General features: G+C 57.2%; 16 protein-coding genes and 4 pseudogenes. 3 read left to right on the forward strand and 17 right to left on the reverse strand.

Annotation, left to right across the window (positions count from 1 at the left end; all coding sequences use genetic code 11):
* Positions 1-116 precede the first annotated feature (116 nt).
* Positions 117-2,936, forward strand: coding sequence for an aconitate hydratase (locus MUBE_RS07790; RefSeq protein WP_116540103.1), 2,820 nt, complete (start codon positions 117-119; stop codon positions 2,934-2,936).
* Between the two features lie 37 nt (positions 2,937-2,973).
* Positions 2,974-3,539: pseudogene (locus MUBE_RS07795) on the forward strand (TetR/AcrR family transcriptional regulator).
* Positions 3,540-3,608: 69 nt separating this feature from the next.
* Here MUBE_RS07795 and MUBE_RS17740 read toward each other — a convergent pair.
* The 11 genes and pseudogenes from MUBE_RS17740 to MUBE_RS18985 form a co-directional block, all read right to left on the reverse strand.
* A pseudogene (locus MUBE_RS17740) lies at positions 3,609-3,796 on the reverse strand (helix-turn-helix domain-containing protein).
* Positions 3,797-3,900: 104 nt separating this feature from the next.
* Positions 3,901-5,538 carry an ABC-F family ATP-binding cassette domain-containing protein gene (locus MUBE_RS07805; protein WP_116540104.1) on the reverse strand — a complete coding sequence of 546 codons (1,638 nt, stop codon included), beginning with the start codon at positions 5,536-5,538 and terminating at the stop codon, positions 3,901-3,903.
* 28 nt (positions 5,539-5,566) lie between these two features.
* Positions 5,567-6,410 (reverse strand): annotated as a pseudogene (locus MUBE_RS07810) (enoyl-CoA hydratase).
* Between the two features lie 53 nt (positions 6,411-6,463).
* On the reverse strand, positions 6,464-6,823 hold the full coding sequence (gene trxA / locus MUBE_RS07815; RefSeq protein ID WP_116540105.1) for a thioredoxin: 360 nt from the start codon (positions 6,821-6,823) through the stop codon (positions 6,464-6,466).
* Between the two features lie 49 nt (positions 6,824-6,872).
* The gene (locus tag MUBE_RS18960) at positions 6,873-7,169 is read right to left on the reverse strand and encodes a hypothetical protein (RefSeq protein WP_279386692.1); all 297 of its coding nucleotides are present in this window, start codon (positions 7,167-7,169) and stop codon (positions 6,873-6,875) included.
* On the reverse strand, positions 7,094-7,333 hold the full coding sequence (locus MUBE_RS18965) for a hypothetical protein (RefSeq protein ID WP_279386696.1): 240 nt from the start codon (positions 7,331-7,333) through the stop codon (positions 7,094-7,096). Before MUBE_RS18965 ends, MUBE_RS18960 begins: the two co-directional genes overlap by 76 nt.
* Positions 7,224-7,487, reverse strand: coding sequence for a hypothetical protein (locus MUBE_RS18970; protein WP_279386697.1), 264 nt, complete (start codon positions 7,485-7,487; stop codon positions 7,224-7,226). Before MUBE_RS18970 ends, MUBE_RS18965 begins: the two co-directional genes overlap by 110 nt.
* A gap of 46 nt (positions 7,488-7,533) precedes the next feature.
* The gene (locus MUBE_RS18975) at positions 7,534-7,719 is read right to left on the reverse strand and encodes a hypothetical protein (RefSeq protein ID WP_279386693.1); all 186 of its coding nucleotides are present in this window, start codon (positions 7,717-7,719) and stop codon (positions 7,534-7,536) included.
* Between the two features lie 366 nt (positions 7,720-8,085).
* Positions 8,086-8,163 carry a hypothetical protein gene (locus tag MUBE_RS20730; RefSeq protein WP_481318833.1) on the reverse strand — a complete coding sequence of 26 codons (78 nt, stop codon included), beginning with the start codon at positions 8,161-8,163 and terminating at the stop codon, positions 8,086-8,088.
* A 95-nt stretch (positions 8,164-8,258) separates the two neighbouring features.
* On the reverse strand, positions 8,259-8,417 hold the full coding sequence (locus MUBE_RS18980) for a hypothetical protein (RefSeq protein WP_279386694.1): 159 nt from the start codon (positions 8,415-8,417) through the stop codon (positions 8,259-8,261).
* Between the two features lie 42 nt (positions 8,418-8,459).
* Positions 8,460-8,591, reverse strand: coding sequence for a hypothetical protein (locus MUBE_RS18985; protein ID WP_279386695.1), 132 nt, complete (start codon positions 8,589-8,591; stop codon positions 8,460-8,462).
* Positions 8,592-9,289: 698 nt separating this feature from the next.
* Here MUBE_RS18985 and MUBE_RS07830 point away from each other — a divergent pair.
* A pseudogene (locus MUBE_RS07830) lies at positions 9,290-11,132 on the forward strand (acyl-CoA dehydrogenase).
* A gap of 33 nt (positions 11,133-11,165) precedes the next feature.
* Here MUBE_RS07830 and MUBE_RS07835 read toward each other — a convergent pair.
* From MUBE_RS07835 to sufB, 6 genes are read right to left on the reverse strand one after another with little or no spacing between them, the layout of a single operon-like run.
* The gene (locus MUBE_RS07835) at positions 11,166-11,513 is read right to left on the reverse strand and encodes a metal-sulfur cluster assembly factor (RefSeq protein ID WP_116540106.1); all 348 of its coding nucleotides are present in this window, start codon (positions 11,511-11,513) and stop codon (positions 11,166-11,168) included.
* Complete coding sequence (sufU, locus tag MUBE_RS07840; RefSeq protein ID WP_116540107.1) at positions 11,488-11,985, reverse strand: Fe-S cluster assembly sulfur transfer protein SufU; 498 nt, start codon at positions 11,983-11,985, stop codon at positions 11,488-11,490. Before sufU ends, MUBE_RS07835 begins: the two co-directional genes overlap by 26 nt.
* Positions 11,982-13,235, reverse strand: a complete 1,254-nt coding sequence (locus MUBE_RS07845; protein WP_116540108.1) for a cysteine desulfurase — start codon at positions 13,233-13,235, stop codon at positions 11,982-11,984. The genes sufU and MUBE_RS07845 overlap by 4 nt, the downstream gene beginning before the upstream one ends.
* Positions 13,236-13,237: 2 nt before the next feature.
* Positions 13,238-14,020, reverse strand: a complete 783-nt coding sequence (sufC, locus tag MUBE_RS07850; RefSeq protein WP_116540109.1) for a Fe-S cluster assembly ATPase SufC — start codon at positions 14,018-14,020, stop codon at positions 13,238-13,240.
* Positions 14,017-15,195 carry a Fe-S cluster assembly protein SufD gene (gene sufD / locus MUBE_RS07855; RefSeq protein ID WP_116540110.1) on the reverse strand — a complete coding sequence of 393 codons (1,179 nt, stop codon included), beginning with the start codon at positions 15,193-15,195 and terminating at the stop codon, positions 14,017-14,019. Before sufD ends, sufC begins: the two co-directional genes overlap by 4 nt.
* Positions 15,192-16,643: a Fe-S cluster assembly protein SufB gene (gene sufB / locus MUBE_RS07860; protein WP_116540111.1), complete on the reverse strand. Its 1,452-nt coding sequence runs from the start codon at positions 16,641-16,643 to the stop codon at positions 15,192-15,194. The genes sufD and sufB overlap by 4 nt, the downstream gene beginning before the upstream one ends.
* Between the last annotated feature and the right edge of the window lie 59 nt (positions 16,644-16,702).

Here is a 16,702-nt window from a genome sequence, read left to right on the forward strand (position 1 = left end):
AGCATGAAACTGGAAACTGCGAATGCCATCTTATTGCAGGACAAGCGTACTGTTAAAGTGGCAGTGCACCGTCGATACGGCCCGTCGGCGGGAGAATTTCATGCCAGGGAGTTGATGTGAGTAGCAAAGGCTCGGTGAATTCGTTTTCAGCCCGCGACACCCTGAAAATCGGCGATAACAGGTACCAGATCTACCGTCTCGACGCCGTACCCAATGCTAAGAAACTCCCATACAGCCTCAAAGTGCTCGCAGAAAACCTGCTACGCAATGCAGACGCCAACAACATCATTAAAAACCACATCGAGGCGATCGCAAACTGGGATCCCAAAACGGAACTGGACATCGAAATCCAGTACACCCCGGCTCGGGTGATCATGCAGGACTTTACCGGCGTGCCATGCATAGTCGACTTGGCCGCCATGCGGGAGACCGTTCGGGATCTCGGCGGCAACCCGGATAAAGTCAACCCATTGGTACCGGCTGACTTGGTGATCGACCATTCGGTGATCGCCGATCTGTTCGGCCGTGCCGACGCATTCGAGCGCAATGTTGAAATTGAGTACCAGCGCAACAGCGAACGCTACCAGTTCCTGCGCTGGGGGCAAGGCGCGTTCAACGACTTCAAGGTGGTGCCGCCGAGCACCGGTATCGTGCACCAGGTCAACATCGAGCATTTGGCAAGTGTGGTGATGAATCGCAACGGCGTCGCTTACCCCGACACCTGCGTGGGCACAGACTCGCATACCACAATGGTCAACGGCCTTGGCGTCCTCGGTTGGGGCGTAGGTGGCATCGAAGCTGAGGCCGCGATGCTCGGTCAGCCGGTATCGATGCTGATCCCGCGAGTGGTGGGCTTCAAGCTAACCGGTGAGATTCAGCCAGGCGTTACGGCCACCGACGTCGTACTGACCGTCACCGAGATGCTGCGCAAGCACGGCGTTGTCGGCAAGTTCGTCGAGTTCTACGGCGAGGGCGTAGCCGAGGTATCACTAGCCAACCGCGCCACCCTAGGCAACATGAGTCCCGAATTCGGTTCCACTGCAGCAATTTTCCCGATCGACGAAGAGACAATTAACTACCTGCAGTTCACTGGCCGCACGCCTGAGCAGGTTGCTCTGGTCGAGGGCTACGCCAAAGAGCAGGGCATGTGGCATGATCCCAAGCAGGAGCCGGCATTCTCCGAACATCTCGAACTAAGCCTCTCCGACGTAGTGCCGTCAATCGCCGGGCCTAAGCGTCCGCAGGATCGAATCAGATTGACACAAGCCAAGTCCACCTTCCGCAAGCAGATTCCCAACTATGCCGGCAGCTTGCCCCATAAGCACCATTCGAAGCTGGACGAGGTGGTTAAGAAGACATTCCCAGCCAGCAACACCGGACAACTATTGTTCGCCAACAACGATAACGATGAAGTTGTAATGCAATCCGCTGCCGCACATGCGGACGGTCGAGTGAGCAACCCGGTCCGGGTCAAGGCGCAAGAACTCGGTGAGTTCGTGCTCGACCACGGTGCGGTGGTGATCGCCGCGATCACGTCGTGTACCAACACCTCCAACCCGGAGGTGATGCTGGGTGCGGCACTGCTGGCCCGTAACGCTGTCAAAAAGGGGTTGGCCTCCAAGCCATGGGTGAAGACCACGATGGCGCCAGGCTCGCAGGTGGTCAACGACTACTACGAGAGGTCCGGTCTGTGGCCATATTTGGAGAAGCTCGGCTTCTATCTGGTCGGCTACGGTTGCACCACCTGTATTGGCAACTCTGGTCCGCTGCCCCAGGAGATTTCACAGGCGGTCAACGACAACGACCTTTCGGTAGCCGCCGTGCTGTCGGGCAACCGAAACTTCGAGGGTCGCATCAACCCCGATGTGAAGATGGACTATTTAGCCTCGCCACCGCTAGTCATCGCCTACGCACTGGCCGGGACAATGGATTTCGACTTCGAAAGCCAGCCACTAGGCACAGATAAAGACGGCAAGGATGTCTACTTGAAAGACATCTGGCCCTCGCAAAAAGAGGTCGCCGACACCATCGCCTCGGCAATCAATCACGAGATGTTCACCAAGAACTATGCCGACGTGTTCAAGGGTGATGAACGCTGGCGTAACCTGCCAACACTGAGCGGCAATACCTTTGAGTGGGACCCAAACTCGACTTACGTGCGCAAACCCTCTTACTTCGAGGGAATGTCCGCGGAGCCTTCTCCAGTGCGTAACATCACCGGCGCTCGAGTGTTGGCGCTGCTGGGCGACTCGGTGACCACCGACCACATCTCCCCTGCCGGCACCATAAAGCCGGGTACCCCGGCGGCACAGTACCTCGACGCGCACGGCGTCGACCGCAAGGACTATAATTCCTTCGGGGCGCGGCGCGGCAACCACGAAGTCATGATCCGTGGCACGTTCGCCAACATCAGACTGCGTAATAGGCTGCTAGACGACGTTGTCGGCGGGTACACCCGCGACTTCACCAAGCCCGGCGCTCCGCAGGCATTCATCTACGACGCGGCACAAAACTATGCGGCAGAAAACATTCCATTGGTGGTGCTCGGAGGCAAAGAATACGGGTCCGGATCGTCGCGCGACTGGGCGGCTAAAGGCACGTTGCTGCTAGGAGTCCGAGCGGTGATCGCCGAGTCATTCGAACGCATCCACCGCTCTAACCTGATTGGTGTGGGCGTGATCCCGCTGCAATTTCCGCAGGGTGAGTCAGCTTCGTCGCTCGGGCTGGACGGTACCGAGGTGTTCGATATCAGCAATATCGATGCGCTCAATGACGGCAAGGCGCCAAAGATGGTGCATGTCAAGGCCAGCAAGGCTGCAGGAGCCACCGTGATGTTCGACGCGGTGGTGCGCATTGACACCCCTGGTGAGGCTGACTACTACCGCAACGGCGGCATTCTGCAGTACGTGCTGCGCAACATGCTGAAGTCGGGCTAATCTCAACTAAAATAGCCTACCTAATATTCAGTCACCCGTGTCTAAGATCAGCGAGGACCATTTGGCGGCTCGTCGCCGTCAAATCCTCGACGGCGTCCGCCGTTGCTTTGCCGAATATGACTATGACAAGGCTATTGTGTGTCGGCTAGAAGAAGCGGTCGGAATGTCGCGCGGTGCAATCTTCCACCACTTCCGGGACAGAGACACCCTGTTTTTTACCTTGGCCTACGAAGATGCTGAGCGGATGGCCGATGTCGCGGTGCACGCAGGTTTGATTCAGGTGATGCGTGACATGCTCGCTGCGCCCAACCAGTGCGACTGGCTAGTCACCAGGTTGGAGATCGCCCGTAAGTTGCGCACCGACCCAGCATTCAGCCGTGGATGGGTGGGGACCGTTCCGCGGAGTTGGCCACGGCGACAACAGACCGGTTGCGTGGACAAAAGCAGACCGGCAGAGTGCGCGACGATTTTCCGGGCGACGTACTGCAATGCTACCTGGACCTGGTGCTCGACGGATTGGTGGCTCGGCTTGCGTCCGGCGAAGACCCGCAACGGCTATCCGCAGTCCTCGATTTGGTGGAGAACTCGTTGCGCCACAACTAGCTTGCGCCAAATAGAAACCTCGCGATGCTATACCATGTCGCGTCACGAGGTTCACAATTGCCATATCTATCACGGCTGAGTATGGTGATTGGGACCGCCACGGCTGCGCATGATGGTGCCGGACTCGCGCAGCACGCTGTGAATGGATTAGTACGACTTGCCGGGGTGACCACCATGTTGCCGATGCGGGCCCCGCCCTTATAAGCGTGCCGCAACTCATGCAGCAATTCATCGCGCGTCTTCTTCGATTTCCTAATTACGTCTCCACACATCGACATATCCTAAGCTCATAGCGTAAGAATCCGTCGCCCCTGGCAGGGCCACTTTGGTCTAAAAGGCCTGCCACTCCGCCTTCGACTGGTCAGGTTAATTCAATGAGATCCCGATACTCGTCGGACCAATAGTCTTCGGTGCCTTCAGGCAACAATACGACGCGTTGCGGATCCAGCGCTTCTGCCGCTCCGGGGTCGTGCGTCACCAATACCACCGCACCCTGATAACTACGCAACGCGTCGAGCACCTGCTTACGCGACGCGGGATCGAGATTGTTGGTCGGTTCGTCGAGTAATAACACGTTTGCCGCGGATGCCACCAGACCGGCGAGAGCAAGTCGAGTCTTCTCGCCACCGGAGAGAGTACCTACCGATTGGTCAAGCTGTTGACCGCTGAACATGAACGCGCCGAGCAAACCGCGTAGATCCTGTTCGCCGGACTCGGGTGCGGCATGCCGGATGTTCTGCCAGACGGTGTCTTCGTTATCGAGCGTATCGTGCTCCTGCGCGAAATAGCCGATCCGCAAATCGTGTCCCGGTTCCAGCGTGCCAGCGTCAGGCTTCTCAACGCCGGCCAGCACTCTCAACAGCGTGGTCTTGCCAGCGCCGTTGAGACCCAACACGACCACACGCGAGCCACGGTCGATTGCCAGATCTACACCAGTGAACACTTCGAGGGACCCGTACGTCTTGCTTAGTCCCTTGGACACCAGCGGCGTGCGCCCGCACGCCGCTGGTGTAGGAAACTTGATCCGAGCTACCTTCTCAGCGACCCGTTCCTCGTCGAGTGCAGCCATCATACGATTGGCTCGACGCAACATACTTTGAGCCGCAACAGCTTTTGTCGCCTTGGCACCCATCTTGGCAGCTTGCGTCCGCAGCGCGATGGCCTTGCGTTCGGCATTGGCGCGTTCTCGGCGGCGGCGCTGCTCGTCGGTAGCTCGGACATCAAGGTACTTCTGCCAGCCCATGTTGTAAATGTCGACCTCGCCGCGCACGGCATCCAGGAACCACACCCGGTTGACGACATCGGCGATTAGCTCAACGTTGTGGCTGATCACCACCAACCCGCCGGTGTGCGACCGCAAGAAACCCCGCAGCCAGCCAAGCGAATCGGCGTCGAGGTGGTTGGTCGGCTCGTCGAGCAACAGTGTGGTTCCCGAGCCGGAAGCCCCAGTTCCTCCTGCGGATGCCGCGAACAGAATGCGTGCTAGCTCCACCCGGCGGCGTTGACCTCCCGACAACGTGTGCAACTGCTGGGTAAGCACCCGCTCAGGCAAGCCTAGACTCGCACAGATCCGGCTGGCTTCACTTTCGGCGCTATAACCTCCCAACGCAACGAATCGCTCTTCGAGCTGGCCGTAGCAGCGGATCGCGCGGTCACGTGCGTCATCGTCGGCAACCTCGGCCATCAATGCCTGCTGCTTCTCTAGATCGGTCAGCAGCACGTCCAACCCACAGGCGGACAACACCCGGTCGCGGGCGAACACGTCAAGATTGCCCTCTTTGGGATCTTGCGGCAAGTAACCGATTGTGCCGGTCGAGGTTACCAACCCAGCATACGGTTCAACTTCTCCGGCCAAGATGCGCAAGGTGGTGGTCTTGCCTGCGCCGTTGCGCCCAACCAGCCCGATGCGGTCACCGGGCTGCACGCGCAAATCCGGGCCATCGCGGGAGAGCAAGATGCGCGCACCAGCACGGACCTCAAGGCCCGTGGCAGTGATCACATTCGCTCCCCTTTTTTGTTGGTTGTCGTTACTTGTCGTCGGAAAACACTGCCAGCCGCTTCTCTGTATGCGCGACAACCGATTCTTCGAAGTTGGCGGTGAGCCATCAAGCGAAAAACTGCCCCCGACCCTCACCGTACATGTAATCTTCTATGCTAGCGGTGTTTAGTCCAGTCCAGAATGTGCGTTTGATCAACTCGATTCCGCACTGGGAGAATGCCGCAATCCGCGTGGCGATCGCATAACAGGTGTCTAGCAGCCGCTCGTCCGGAACTTGACAAAAGACATCAGATCGATCCTTTCAGCCTCCTCGGCGATGATATCGCAACTGATCAGCATGATCGCGAACACACGCAAGGATCCAATGGCCCGGGGCCATATAGAACTCAGCCCCAGTCCGGGGGCGGTTAGTCGGTTGTTAATGCCCGCGGCCCGGAAATAGGCAATGATAGGGACACCCAGATAGCGGTCACCAGCGCCAAGCGTAGCCCACCACCGATGGCTGGGACAGTGATCGCGACAATCACCCGTTGGTGCAACCGATGGATTACATCAATACGACGTCGTCGAGTAGCTCCATGAAGCGCAGCGCAGATACCGACCGAGTCAATCCGCCGACGTTCGGCACCGCTCCCGCAAACTTGTGATCGGCACCCGACGAAAAGCCGCCGCCTGTCCCTGTCAGCACGACCACTCGCACCGAATTGCCTTAAGTGATCTTCTCGAGCACTCTCTTGACCGGCACCATAATAGCATTGAACGCCATGAAGTTCATCCGCTCCGACCGGTTGCGAAGTTATAAACGCGACATCCGACCGCGGGTGGTCAACAAAGTACGTAAAGTTACCGTTGGAAGTTAGCCCGCAAGGCACCCGCCCACGGTAATGGCAAATCCAAGTTGGGCGTCGCCCCCGCACATTACTGGTTAGATCTGTTCGGCTGGCGCGACCCCATAATCGGAGACGTCGAAGGCCCTGATTTGCTGCACCAAATCCTCCAGCTCCGCCATCGACAGGGCCCCGGCTTGCTTAAACAACAGCTTACCGTTCTTGAAGGCTATCAGAGTGGGAATGGACTGAATCTGGGCTACCGATGCCAGCTGCTGCTCGGCTTCGGTATCTACTTTGGCGTGCACGATGTCAGGGTGTTTCTCCGACGACGCTTGAAACGTCGACGCAAACGCTCGACATGGCCCACACCAGGACGCCCAAAAATCGACAAGCACCATGTTGTTGCCGTTGATGGTTTCGTTGAACTGCTCAGCAGTGAGGTCTCGTGTGGTCACGTTTGGCCTAACGCCGCACACCGACGCCGTGTTCCCTGACTATGCGCCGTCAACGCACTGTTGACGATGCCACCCGCCATGAACGGTTGGCGACTAACCGCATACCGTTGAATACTGCGCTGATGGCTGATCCTTCGTAACCAGCCACACCCAGTGGCAACGGTAACTGCCCAAACAAGTCCAACAGCACTAAGACGGTGATAAGGGCGGCCGCGATCGCGAGATTGACCATCACGGGTCGGCGAGCCTGTCGCGACAACCCGATTATGGTCAGGATGGTGTGCAATTTACCGGGGGCGGCGACACCGTCGGCGGTGTACAGCGTGAGATCAGCACCGGCACCCATCGCGACCGGACTTGTAAGCCGCAGCCATAGCGAAGGGCATCGTTAACACCGTCGCTAACGACGAGCATCCGGTGACCATTGGATTGCAGACCACGCACCACCTCGATCTTGTGCTCCGGCAGTAACGCCGCCCACACGTCGATACTTCCGGTGTGCTCGGCCACCTGTTGGGCTGCTACTCTGTTGTCGCCAGTTAACAGCACCGGTGACAGCGGAACGTGCGGTGTTGGAACGAACCTGATCGGTGCGCCCGAGCGCACCCACCACGTCGCCATCTAACAAGACGATGGCGTCATCGAGGATAAACGCCAGTTGCACTAGCGGCGCTCCTTAGCAACCGTGCGGGTTGCAAACCTCGACGACATTATGTCCCATGCTTAATGTGGGCCCCACGGCGAGGCAGAGCGTGAAAGTCGTCAGCCGCTGGGATGGCAATGCCGCGAGTCCGCGCTTCCTCGACGATCGCCCGTCTCAGTGAGTGCTGGCTGAATTGTTCTGCCACAGCAGCTAATTGCGGGGATCGCCGGCCATCGACAGCATCGGTGCTCAACAGTTCGACTTGTCGAGGGCAACGATACTAGCGTCCGCTAAGCGTTTGACAACGACTGTGGATTCGACGAGTATTCCGTAACGACCAGCGGTGACGACCACCGCCAGTAGCGAAAGCATACTTGCTCATACGACAGCGCATGATGAGGACACAATCACGTACGTGGTAGCGCGCATCAATACCGGCTGCAATTGGGCACCCAGCAACAGAGGTAATGGCGATCAAGCCGATGTTGGCCACCACTACTCCAGCGGAGTAGTGGTGCTAAATTTTTCCAATGATAGAGCTAAGTTGTGGCTTTGGTGGCGGAAACCTCGACCACCAAAGCCACAATGCGGACGACGATGGTCTGGGACGGATCGCGAGTCACCTCCAGCTACAACATCCCGAACCATTCACGGTGCCCGAGAACAACTCACCATCTCGACTCTTGACCACCGGCATCGACTCGCCGATGATGGAACATCGGTCGACCTCTTAGAACCCTTACGCTCCGGCGCCATTAGCGGAGATCCTTCCCCGGCCGCACCACCACCCGGTCATCCATCCACCAGGTCGGTGATCTGCACCAGCCGCCCACTGTCATCGCTATTGAGCACGACGGCTCGATCCAGCGTGAGGTTAATGAGACTTTTGACCGAATCGGCGGTGTGTTTGATAGCAATATCGTCGAGCGCATTCGAGGTAGCAAAGATCACGATCAATAAGGCGTCGTCGAAGATCTATCAAATCACGACCGCTCAAATTACCGCAACGACTATCAGCAAACCGACGCCGAAGGTCTTGTTACGCAACACCTGTGCACCGGACCAGGCCAAAATCTCATCCATCACTAAGGTGGTAGACCAGGAACATTGACCACCATATGGCATCGTACGCACCGTTGAGCTAAGCGGTCAACCCAATCAAAAACAGCGCCAGCGAGACAGCAGCTCAGCGCACCGAAACCACCGATCACAGCGCCGCGTGTCAGCTTAATGGTCGACGAATTTAGGCGGGATCACGGTCAAAAGTAGCGGCGTGGGTGACCATTTCGAGGACAAACCAAGGTCATGCCGGCGACCTCATAGGGGACAGGTGGGGGCGCTCAACAGGGACCAAATGTATCGATGCAAAGATCTACATGTATCTCAATCGTGTTGCGGTATGCAGCTGAATCAGCCTATGCCGCAACATCCGAGGTGCAGAAGCTGGCTCCAGACGAACATCAGCTTCGACTGCTGCGCAACCTCGTGCTACATGAGCAGCGACCTAACACATTGCGCAATCTAGGCTGCAGCACCGACGAAATCAGTACATAATCGATGCAAATGCTCCTAAAAATGAGTGACTTCAAAAAATTCTGATGCACGAACAGGTACGTGGATCCAAGATCACGCTGTGCTTCAAGGTGCTGCGACGAGCGGAGGTTAGGACCTGTTTTTTGTGATCACGACACCCAAGCTCTCGAGGCCAACGTCAGAGGTCGCAAAGAGTGTGATAGCCACGGTATCGAGCCAAGTTACGGTTGCGTACATTTTCCTACGTTGGACACACTTAAGCATGACTATCGGGACTGGAAAAAACAGCATTGGGCCACTACATCGCTAACGTCCGCGATCTTGAGTTCAACCTGTTCGAGGTCTTTAATCTGGGAGCTGTTCTCGGCACTGGACGCTATGGTGATCTCAACGTTGATACGGTGCGAACGATGTTGACCGAAGCCGCTCGCTTGGCGGAAGGACCGGTTGTCAAGTCGTTCGCATATGCAGACCGCAACCCACCAATGTTCGACCCCACGACCCACACTATCAGCGTGCCCGCTGAGTTGGCCAGGTCGGTGCAAGCAATCAAGGAGGCCGAATGGTGGTGTCTGGGTCGGGCTGAGAAGATTGGCGGCATGGCCGCACCGCCACCGCTGACCTAGGCGGTCAACGAAATGATCTACTGCGCTAATTCCTCAGCGTGTTTCTTCAACCTGGGTCCAGTAATGGCTAATGCACTCTACATCGAAGGCAAGGAACAACAACGTCAATGGGCAGCAAGGGGTATCGAGCGCGGATGGCAGGCCACCACGGTGCTCACTGAACCAGACACAGGCTCCGATGTGGGCGCAATCCGGAACAAGGCGGTCGAACAACCCGACGGCACTTGGCACCTCGAAGATGTTAAGCGATTCATCTCCGGCGGAGACGTCGGTAACACCGCCGAGAACATCTTCCATCTGGTAGCCGCCCGGCCCGAGGGCGCCGGTCCGAGTACCAAGAGGTTGAGCCTGTTCTATGTCCCCAACTATCTTTTCGACCCCGACAACCTTCGAAATCGGATCCCGCAACGGCGTTTTCGTTACCGGGTTGGAACACAAGATGGGGCTAAAGTCCTCCCTCACTTGCAAGTTAACTTTCGGCACCACCGACGTGCCAGCCGTTGATTATCTTGTCAGCAGTGTGCACAATGGGACCGCGTAGATGTTCACCATCATTGATGCACGCTCGCATGACGATCGGTGTCAAGTCAACCGGCACGCTGTCCACGGGCTACCTAAACGCGCTTGCCTACACCATGAAACGGATCCAGGGTGCGGACTTAATCCAGATGGCCGATAAGACCACACCACAGGTCATAATCATGCACCATCCCGATATGCGTCGCAGCCTGATGACCCAAAAAGCCCACGCTGAAGGTCGGCAGGCGTTCTAGCTTTATGCTGGAGCACACCAATGACTCCATTGTAGCACAACATATTTCGTGATCTACCCCCGCCATGGCGCATCGTGTGGACGATCTACTGCTACCGATAGTTAAAGGGGTTGGCTCGGAACGAGCCTATGAAATCCTGACAGAGTCGCTGCAGACCCTAGGCGGTTCTGACTTTTTGGCTGATTATCCCATTGAGCAGTACGTCCGCGACGTCAAGATTGATTCCCTCTACGAGGGCATCACTGCCATCCAGGCGCTGGATTTTTTTCCGTAAAATCTTCCGCGACCACGGTTAAGCATTGCAGCATGTGACAGCTCAGATCAGCCGCACTATCGAAAACTGTGATGAGTCGCTGAAAACCAAAGCCGAACTACTTGGGACCGCGCTCGACGACATCACGGCGATGACAGGTGCGCTGACCGGATACTTCATATCCGCCGCGCAACACCCTACCGATATTCACAAAGTGGGGCTCGGATCAGTGCGCTACCTGCTGGCCGTCGGCGATCTGTTGATCGGTTGGCAATTACTGGTGCAAGCCGATATTGCACACGCCACATTAACCACTATTATAACCGGTAACGACGTCAAAATCGATTCAGCGTTCTATCAAGGCAAGATCGCGACCACAGCGTTCTTGGCCAAGAACATACTACCGAGATTGACCACATTGCGCGGCATCATCGAGTCCATCGACGACGAGATCATGCGCGTCTCCGAAGACGCGTTCTGACCGATCACGCGTAACCTGCATACACCCCAAGTTTCAGACGGTAAAGCCGAGGGCGCGCAGTTGTTCGCGCCCGTCGTCGCTGATTTTGTCCGGGCCCCACGGCGGGTTCCAAACCCAGTTAATCCGTAGGCAGCTGACCAGACCGCTACCGACCAACGCACTGCGTGACTGATCTTCGATGACATCAGTCAGCGGGCAAGCCGCCGACGTCAACGTCATGTCGATCAGGGCGACCGTTCCTTCGTTGCCCTTTTCAAGACTCAGGCCATAGACAAGTCCGAGATCGACGACGTTGATCCCCAATTCCGGGTCGACGACGTCGCGCATCGCCTCCTCAACGTCGGCGAGCAACTCGTCATCCGGCGCGGTGGTTTCGCTCATCCGTGACCTCCTCGAAGGTTTCATCTTTCGAGCTGGCTTGCGCCAACGCATCTTTACAAGCCATCCAGCCAAGTAGCGCGCATTTAACTCGGGCCGGATACTTAGCTACTCCGGCGAAAGCTACTCCATCGCCCAAGACTTCTCCGTCACCCTCAATCGTTCCACGCGAGGACACCATCTCGGTGAACGCGGAGATGATGTCCAGTGCGTCAACCAAACTCTGACCGATCACCTGTTGGGCAAGCACAGAGGTCGACGCCTGGCTGATCGAACAGCCTTGCCCGTCATACGAAATGTCTACTATGCTCACACTATCATCGGATAGCGTTACCCGCAAAGTGATCTCGTCACCGCAGATCGGGTTGACATGGTAAACTTGCGCATCAAACGGCTCCCGCAGCCCGCGATGCTGGGGATGTTCGTAGTGATCGAGGATAACCTCCTGATAGATCTGTTCTAGGCGCAACGTCATTTTCTCCCAAAGAAATCCAGTGAGCGTCGTATACCTGCTACTAAGCGGTTAACCTCGTCGATGTTGTTATACACGGCAAACGACGCCCGCACAGTAGCCGCCAAAGCAAATCGACGATGCAGCGGCAAGGTACAGTGGTGCCCGACCCGCACGGCGACGCCGTCGTCGTCAAGCACTTGACCGACATCGTGCGCATGCACGCCGTCGACGACAAACGACACCGGCGAACCGCGGTTCTCCATCGACGTCGGCCCTATGATGCGTACACCATCGATTCCATACAACCCCTCAACCGCCGCGGCCACCAATTCGCGTTCGTGTGCTTCGATGGCATCCATCCCGATGGCGTCGAGATAGTGCGCTGCTGCGGCTAATCCGATCACCTGGGAAATCATCGGGGTACCGGCCTCAAATCGCTGTGGCGCCAGCGCATATGTCGTGGTTTCCATGGTAACTGCCTCGACCATCGAACCACCAGTAAGAAATGGTGGCATTACCGATAACAGCTCACGACGCCCGTACAGCACACCGATCCCGCTGGGACCCAACATTTTATGTCCAGAAAACACGGCGAAGTCGACGTCCAACTCATGCAAGTCGACCGGCTGATGCGGCACTGACTGGCAGGCGTCCAGCACCGTCAACGCACCCACCGTCTTAGCCCTCGCAACGATCTCGCGCACCGGCGCCACCGCACCGGTCACATTCGAGTGATGGCTGAACGCAACGACTTTAACGCGTTCGTCGAGCTGCAGCGAGTCTAGGTCGATACGGCCGGAATCGGTGACACCGTACCAGCGCAACGTCGCACCAGTACGACGGGCGAGCTCCTGCCATGGGATAAGGTTAGCGTGGTGCTCGAGCTCGGTAGTGACAATGATGTCACCTTCGGCCACCGTTGTATCGAACCGCTTGTCACCAACGACATACGACACCAAGTTGAGCGACTCGGTGGCGTTTTTGGTGAAGACCAATTCATCAGCATCAGCACCGACAAATGCTGCTATGTCGGCGCGCCCCTGCTCGTAGGCGTCAGTGGCCTCTTCCATCAGTTGGTGCGCACCACGATGCACCGCACCGTTAGACGTGACGAGAAACTTACGCTCGGCGTCGAGCACCTGCACCGGGCGCTGTGACGTTGCCCCAGAATCCAGGTACACCAACTGGTTTCCGCCCCGCATGACACGTTTTAGGATTGGGAAATCGTCACGGATCGCCGAAAGATCCAGCGGGGTCAGCGAGATAGTCATGATCAAACCTCGGTTGCCGCCACTTGGGAGAAAGGTACATAGCCGTTTTGCTCAAGTTGGTCGGCCAGCTCCGAGCCACCGGATTCGACGATACGACCGCCGACGAACACGTGCACGAATTCCGGATGGATATAACGGAGGATGCGAGTGTAATGGGTGATCAACAAAATGCCACCGCCCTCAGATTCAGTGTAGCGGTTCACCCTTTCACTGACTACTCGCAACGCGTCGACGTCCAACCCAGAATCGGTCTCGTCGAGGATGGCGATCCTAGGCTTGAGCAGTTGCAGCTGCAGAATCTCGTGGCGCTTCTTTTCACCGCCGGAGAAGCCTTCATTGACGCTGCGCTCAGCGAAGACCGGATCCATCTCCAGCGCACTCATCGCAACCTTTACCTCTTTGACCCAGTGCCGTAGTTTCGGTGGCTCACCTCGGATAGCGGTCGCGGCCGAGCGCAGGAAGTTGGACACCGACACGCCAGGTACTTCGACGGGATACTGCATGGCCAAAAACAACCCTGCTCGCGCGCGCTCGTCAATGCTCATCGCTAGTACGTCCGCACCGTCTAGCGTAATTGATCCCGAGGTAACCCGGTACCTGGGATGACCTGCGATAGCATAAGACAATGTGGACTTGCCGGAGCCGTTGGGGCCCATTAATGCATGCTTCTCACCGGATTTCACGATCAGGTCGACACCCTTGAGGATTGGGATCTCGCGTTCTCCGTCAGCGGCGTTGGGGTTGTCGATGCTGACGTGCAGATCTTTGATTTCCAGAGTCGTCATGGGGCTGTTGACCTCGATTCCGTAATAGTCAGTTCGTGTTCGATAGCTGCGGTCAGGCGTTCCCGTACCTCAGGCACCGTGATCTTGGAGATGATTTCGCCGAAGAAGCCGCGGACCACTAGCCGACGGGCCTGCTCCTTCGGGATCCCCCGGGAACGTAGATAGAACAGCTGCTCATCGTCGAAACGTCCGGTAGCACTGGCATGTCCAGCACCGACGATCTCACCGGTCTCGATCTCCAGGTTGGGCACCGAATCGACACGCGTACCGTCGGTTAGCATCAGATTACGGTTCACCTCGAAGGTGTCGGTACCGATCGCCTCGGCGCGAATCAATACGTTACCGCCCCAGACGATATGTGCATCGGGCCCGGACGAGGCCGGATCTCCTTGCAGCACACCTTTGTACAGCACATTCGACTTGCAGTCGGGATAAGCGTGATCGACCAACAGTCTTGACTCGAGGTGCTGCCCCGCGTCGGCGAAGCACAGACCCAGCAGCTCGGCATCGCCACCGGGCCCGGAGAACCGCACGTTGGCCGACATCCGCACGAGCTCACCGCCCAGCGTGACGGTGACATGCCGCAGCACCGCATCCTTGCCTAGCAGGGCGTGGTGCGCGCTAAGGTGGACCATATCGTCGGCCCAGTCAGCGATCCACACCACGGTAAGCCGCGCGGCGGCTTCGATAATAAACTCGACATTGTCGGCATAAACGCCACTCCCCCGGTGGTCAATAACCACGACCATTTCGCTGAGTTCGCAGACCCTGATCTGTAAATGACCGTAAGCCAAAGCGCCGTCGCCGGGACCGGTAACAGCGATGTTGACCGGATCAGCGATCTGCGTGTCCCGCCCGACAGTCATCACCGTCGCTAACTGAAACGACGAAAATGCCTGGGCCGCCACACGGTCAGCGGGGATACCGCCCTGCCCCAGCCGTCTGTCACCACGACCCACGGTTTCGGTCTGCACGCCGGACACCGCGCTGACATTAATCTGCACCTTGCCATTGGCCACGGCTGAGCCGTCGTGCAGGCCACGCAAACGCCTCAACGGCGTAAACCGCCAGATCTCGTCGCGGCCGCCAGGCACCTCGAAGGAGTCAACATCGAATGACGCGAACAACTCCCCCTTATTCAATGCGGTAAGTAAAGACCCCTCGAGAGTGGTCATCCGACCGCACCCTCCATCTGCAACTCAATCAGTCGGTTGAGTTCCAGCGCATACTCCATCGGCAGTTCTTTAGCGATCGGCTCGACGAAACCGCGCACCACCATCGCCATTGCCTCGTCCTCAGGCAACCCACGGCTCATTAGGTAGAACAGTTGGTTCTCGCTGACCTTCGAGACAGTAGCTTCATGGCCGATTGTGACGTCATCTTCGCGGATATCGACGTACGGATAGGTGTCGCTACGACTAATTGTATCAACTAGTAGTGCATCGCATTTCACGCTGGAGCACGACCCGTGTGCACCTTTATTCACCTGCACCAAACCGCGGTAGGAGGTGCGACCCCCACCCCGGGCCACCGACTTGGACACGATACTGCTCGACGTGTTTGGCGCTAGGTGCAACATTTTGGCACCGGTGTCCTGGTGCTGGTCTTCACCGGCAAACGCCACTGACAACACCTCACCTTTGGCGTACTCACCGGTCATCCAAACCGCCGGGTATTTCATGGTGACCTTGGACCCGATGTTGCCGTCGACCCACTCCATGGCAGCACCCATTTCAGCGCGGGCGCGTTTGGTAACCAAGTTGTAGACGTTGTTCGACCAATTCTGGATGGTCGTATACCGAACGCGAGTATGCGGTTTAACGATGATCTCGACCACTGCAGAGTGCAGCGAGTCCGACTTGTAGATCGGCGCAGTACAGCCCTCGACGTAGTGCACGTACGAGCCCTCGTCAGCGATGATCAGCGTCCGCTCGAACTGGCCCATGTTCTCGGTATTGATTCGGAAGTATGCCTGAAGCGGAATGTCGACGTGCACACCCGGTGGGACGTAAACAAAACTACCGCCACTCCAAACTGCGGTATTCAGCGCAGAAAACTTATTATCGCCGGCGGGCACTACTGTCCCAAAATACTGCTTAAAGATTTCGGGATGTTCCCGCAAACCAGTATCAGTATCTAAGAATATGACTCCTTGAGCCTCTAAATCCTCTCTAATCTGATGGTAAACTACCTCACTTTCATACTGAGCGGCTACTCCAGCAACCAATTTTTGCTTTTCCGCTTCAGGAATTCCTAACCGATCGTAAGTGTTTCTAATTTCTTCGGGCAGCTCATCCCAACTGGCAGCCTGTTTCTCGGTAGAGCGCACAAAATACTTGATATTGTCGAAGTCGATGCCATCCAGATTGGAGCCCCAACGCGGCATGGGCTTGTGTTCAAAGATGCGCAATGCTTTTAGCCGGGCTTGCAACATCCACTCCGGCTCGTTTTTCTTCGCTGATATATCCCGGACAACATCCTCAGAGAGCCCACGCTGCGCGCTGGCGCCCGCGACGTCGGAGTCCGCCCAACCGTAGCCGTATCTACCCAGTGAATCGATTGCTTGCCGCTGGGTCAATGGTTCGAGAGCCGGCGACTTCGCGGCTTCTGGCGCGAGTGACATCTGAGCGCTCCTTTTTAATACTCGTGCTGCGGTTTTTTAATACTCGTGCTGCGGTGCGG

The organism is Mycobacterium uberis, from assembly GCF_003408705.1.
Taxonomy (GTDB): Bacteria; Actinomycetota; Actinomycetes; order Mycobacteriales; family Mycobacteriaceae; genus Mycobacterium; species Mycobacterium uberis.

What these genes read in the sequence shown, in the direction of transcription:
- MUBE_RS18960 (WP_279386692.1), bottom strand. Translation starts at nt 7,169, where the DNA reads ATGGGTGCCGGTGCTGATCTCACGCTGTACACCGCCGACGGTGTCGCC.
- MUBE_RS20730 (WP_481318833.1), bottom strand. Translation starts at nt 8,163, where the DNA reads ATGCCGGTGGTCAAGAGTCGAGATGGTGAGTTGTTCTCGGGCACCGTG.
- sufB (WP_116540111.1), bottom strand. Translation starts at nt 16,643, where the DNA reads ATGTCACTCGCGCCAGAAGCCGCGAAGTCGCCGGCTCTCGAACCATTG.
- sufC (WP_116540109.1), bottom strand. Translation starts at nt 14,020, where the DNA reads ATGACGACTCTGGAAATCAAAGATCTGCACGTCAGCATCGACAACCCC.
- sufU (WP_116540107.1), bottom strand. Translation starts at nt 11,985, where the DNA reads ATGACGTTGCGCCTAGAACAGATCTATCAGGAGGTTATCCTCGATCAC.
- MUBE_RS18985 (WP_279386695.1), bottom strand. Translation starts at nt 8,591, where the DNA reads ATGCCATATGGTGGTCAATGTTCCTGGTCTACCACCTTAGTGATGGAT.
- MUBE_RS07845 (WP_116540108.1), bottom strand. Translation starts at nt 13,235, where the DNA reads ATGACTATCTCGCTGACCCCGCTGGATCTTTCGGCGATCCGTGACGAT.
- MUBE_RS07835 (WP_116540106.1), bottom strand. Translation starts at nt 11,513, where the DNA reads ATGAGCGAAACCACCGCGCCGGATGACGAGTTGCTCGCCGACGTTGAG.
- sufD (WP_116540110.1), bottom strand. Translation starts at nt 15,195, where the DNA reads ATGACCACTCTCGAGGGGTCTTTACTTACCGCATTGAATAAGGGGGAG.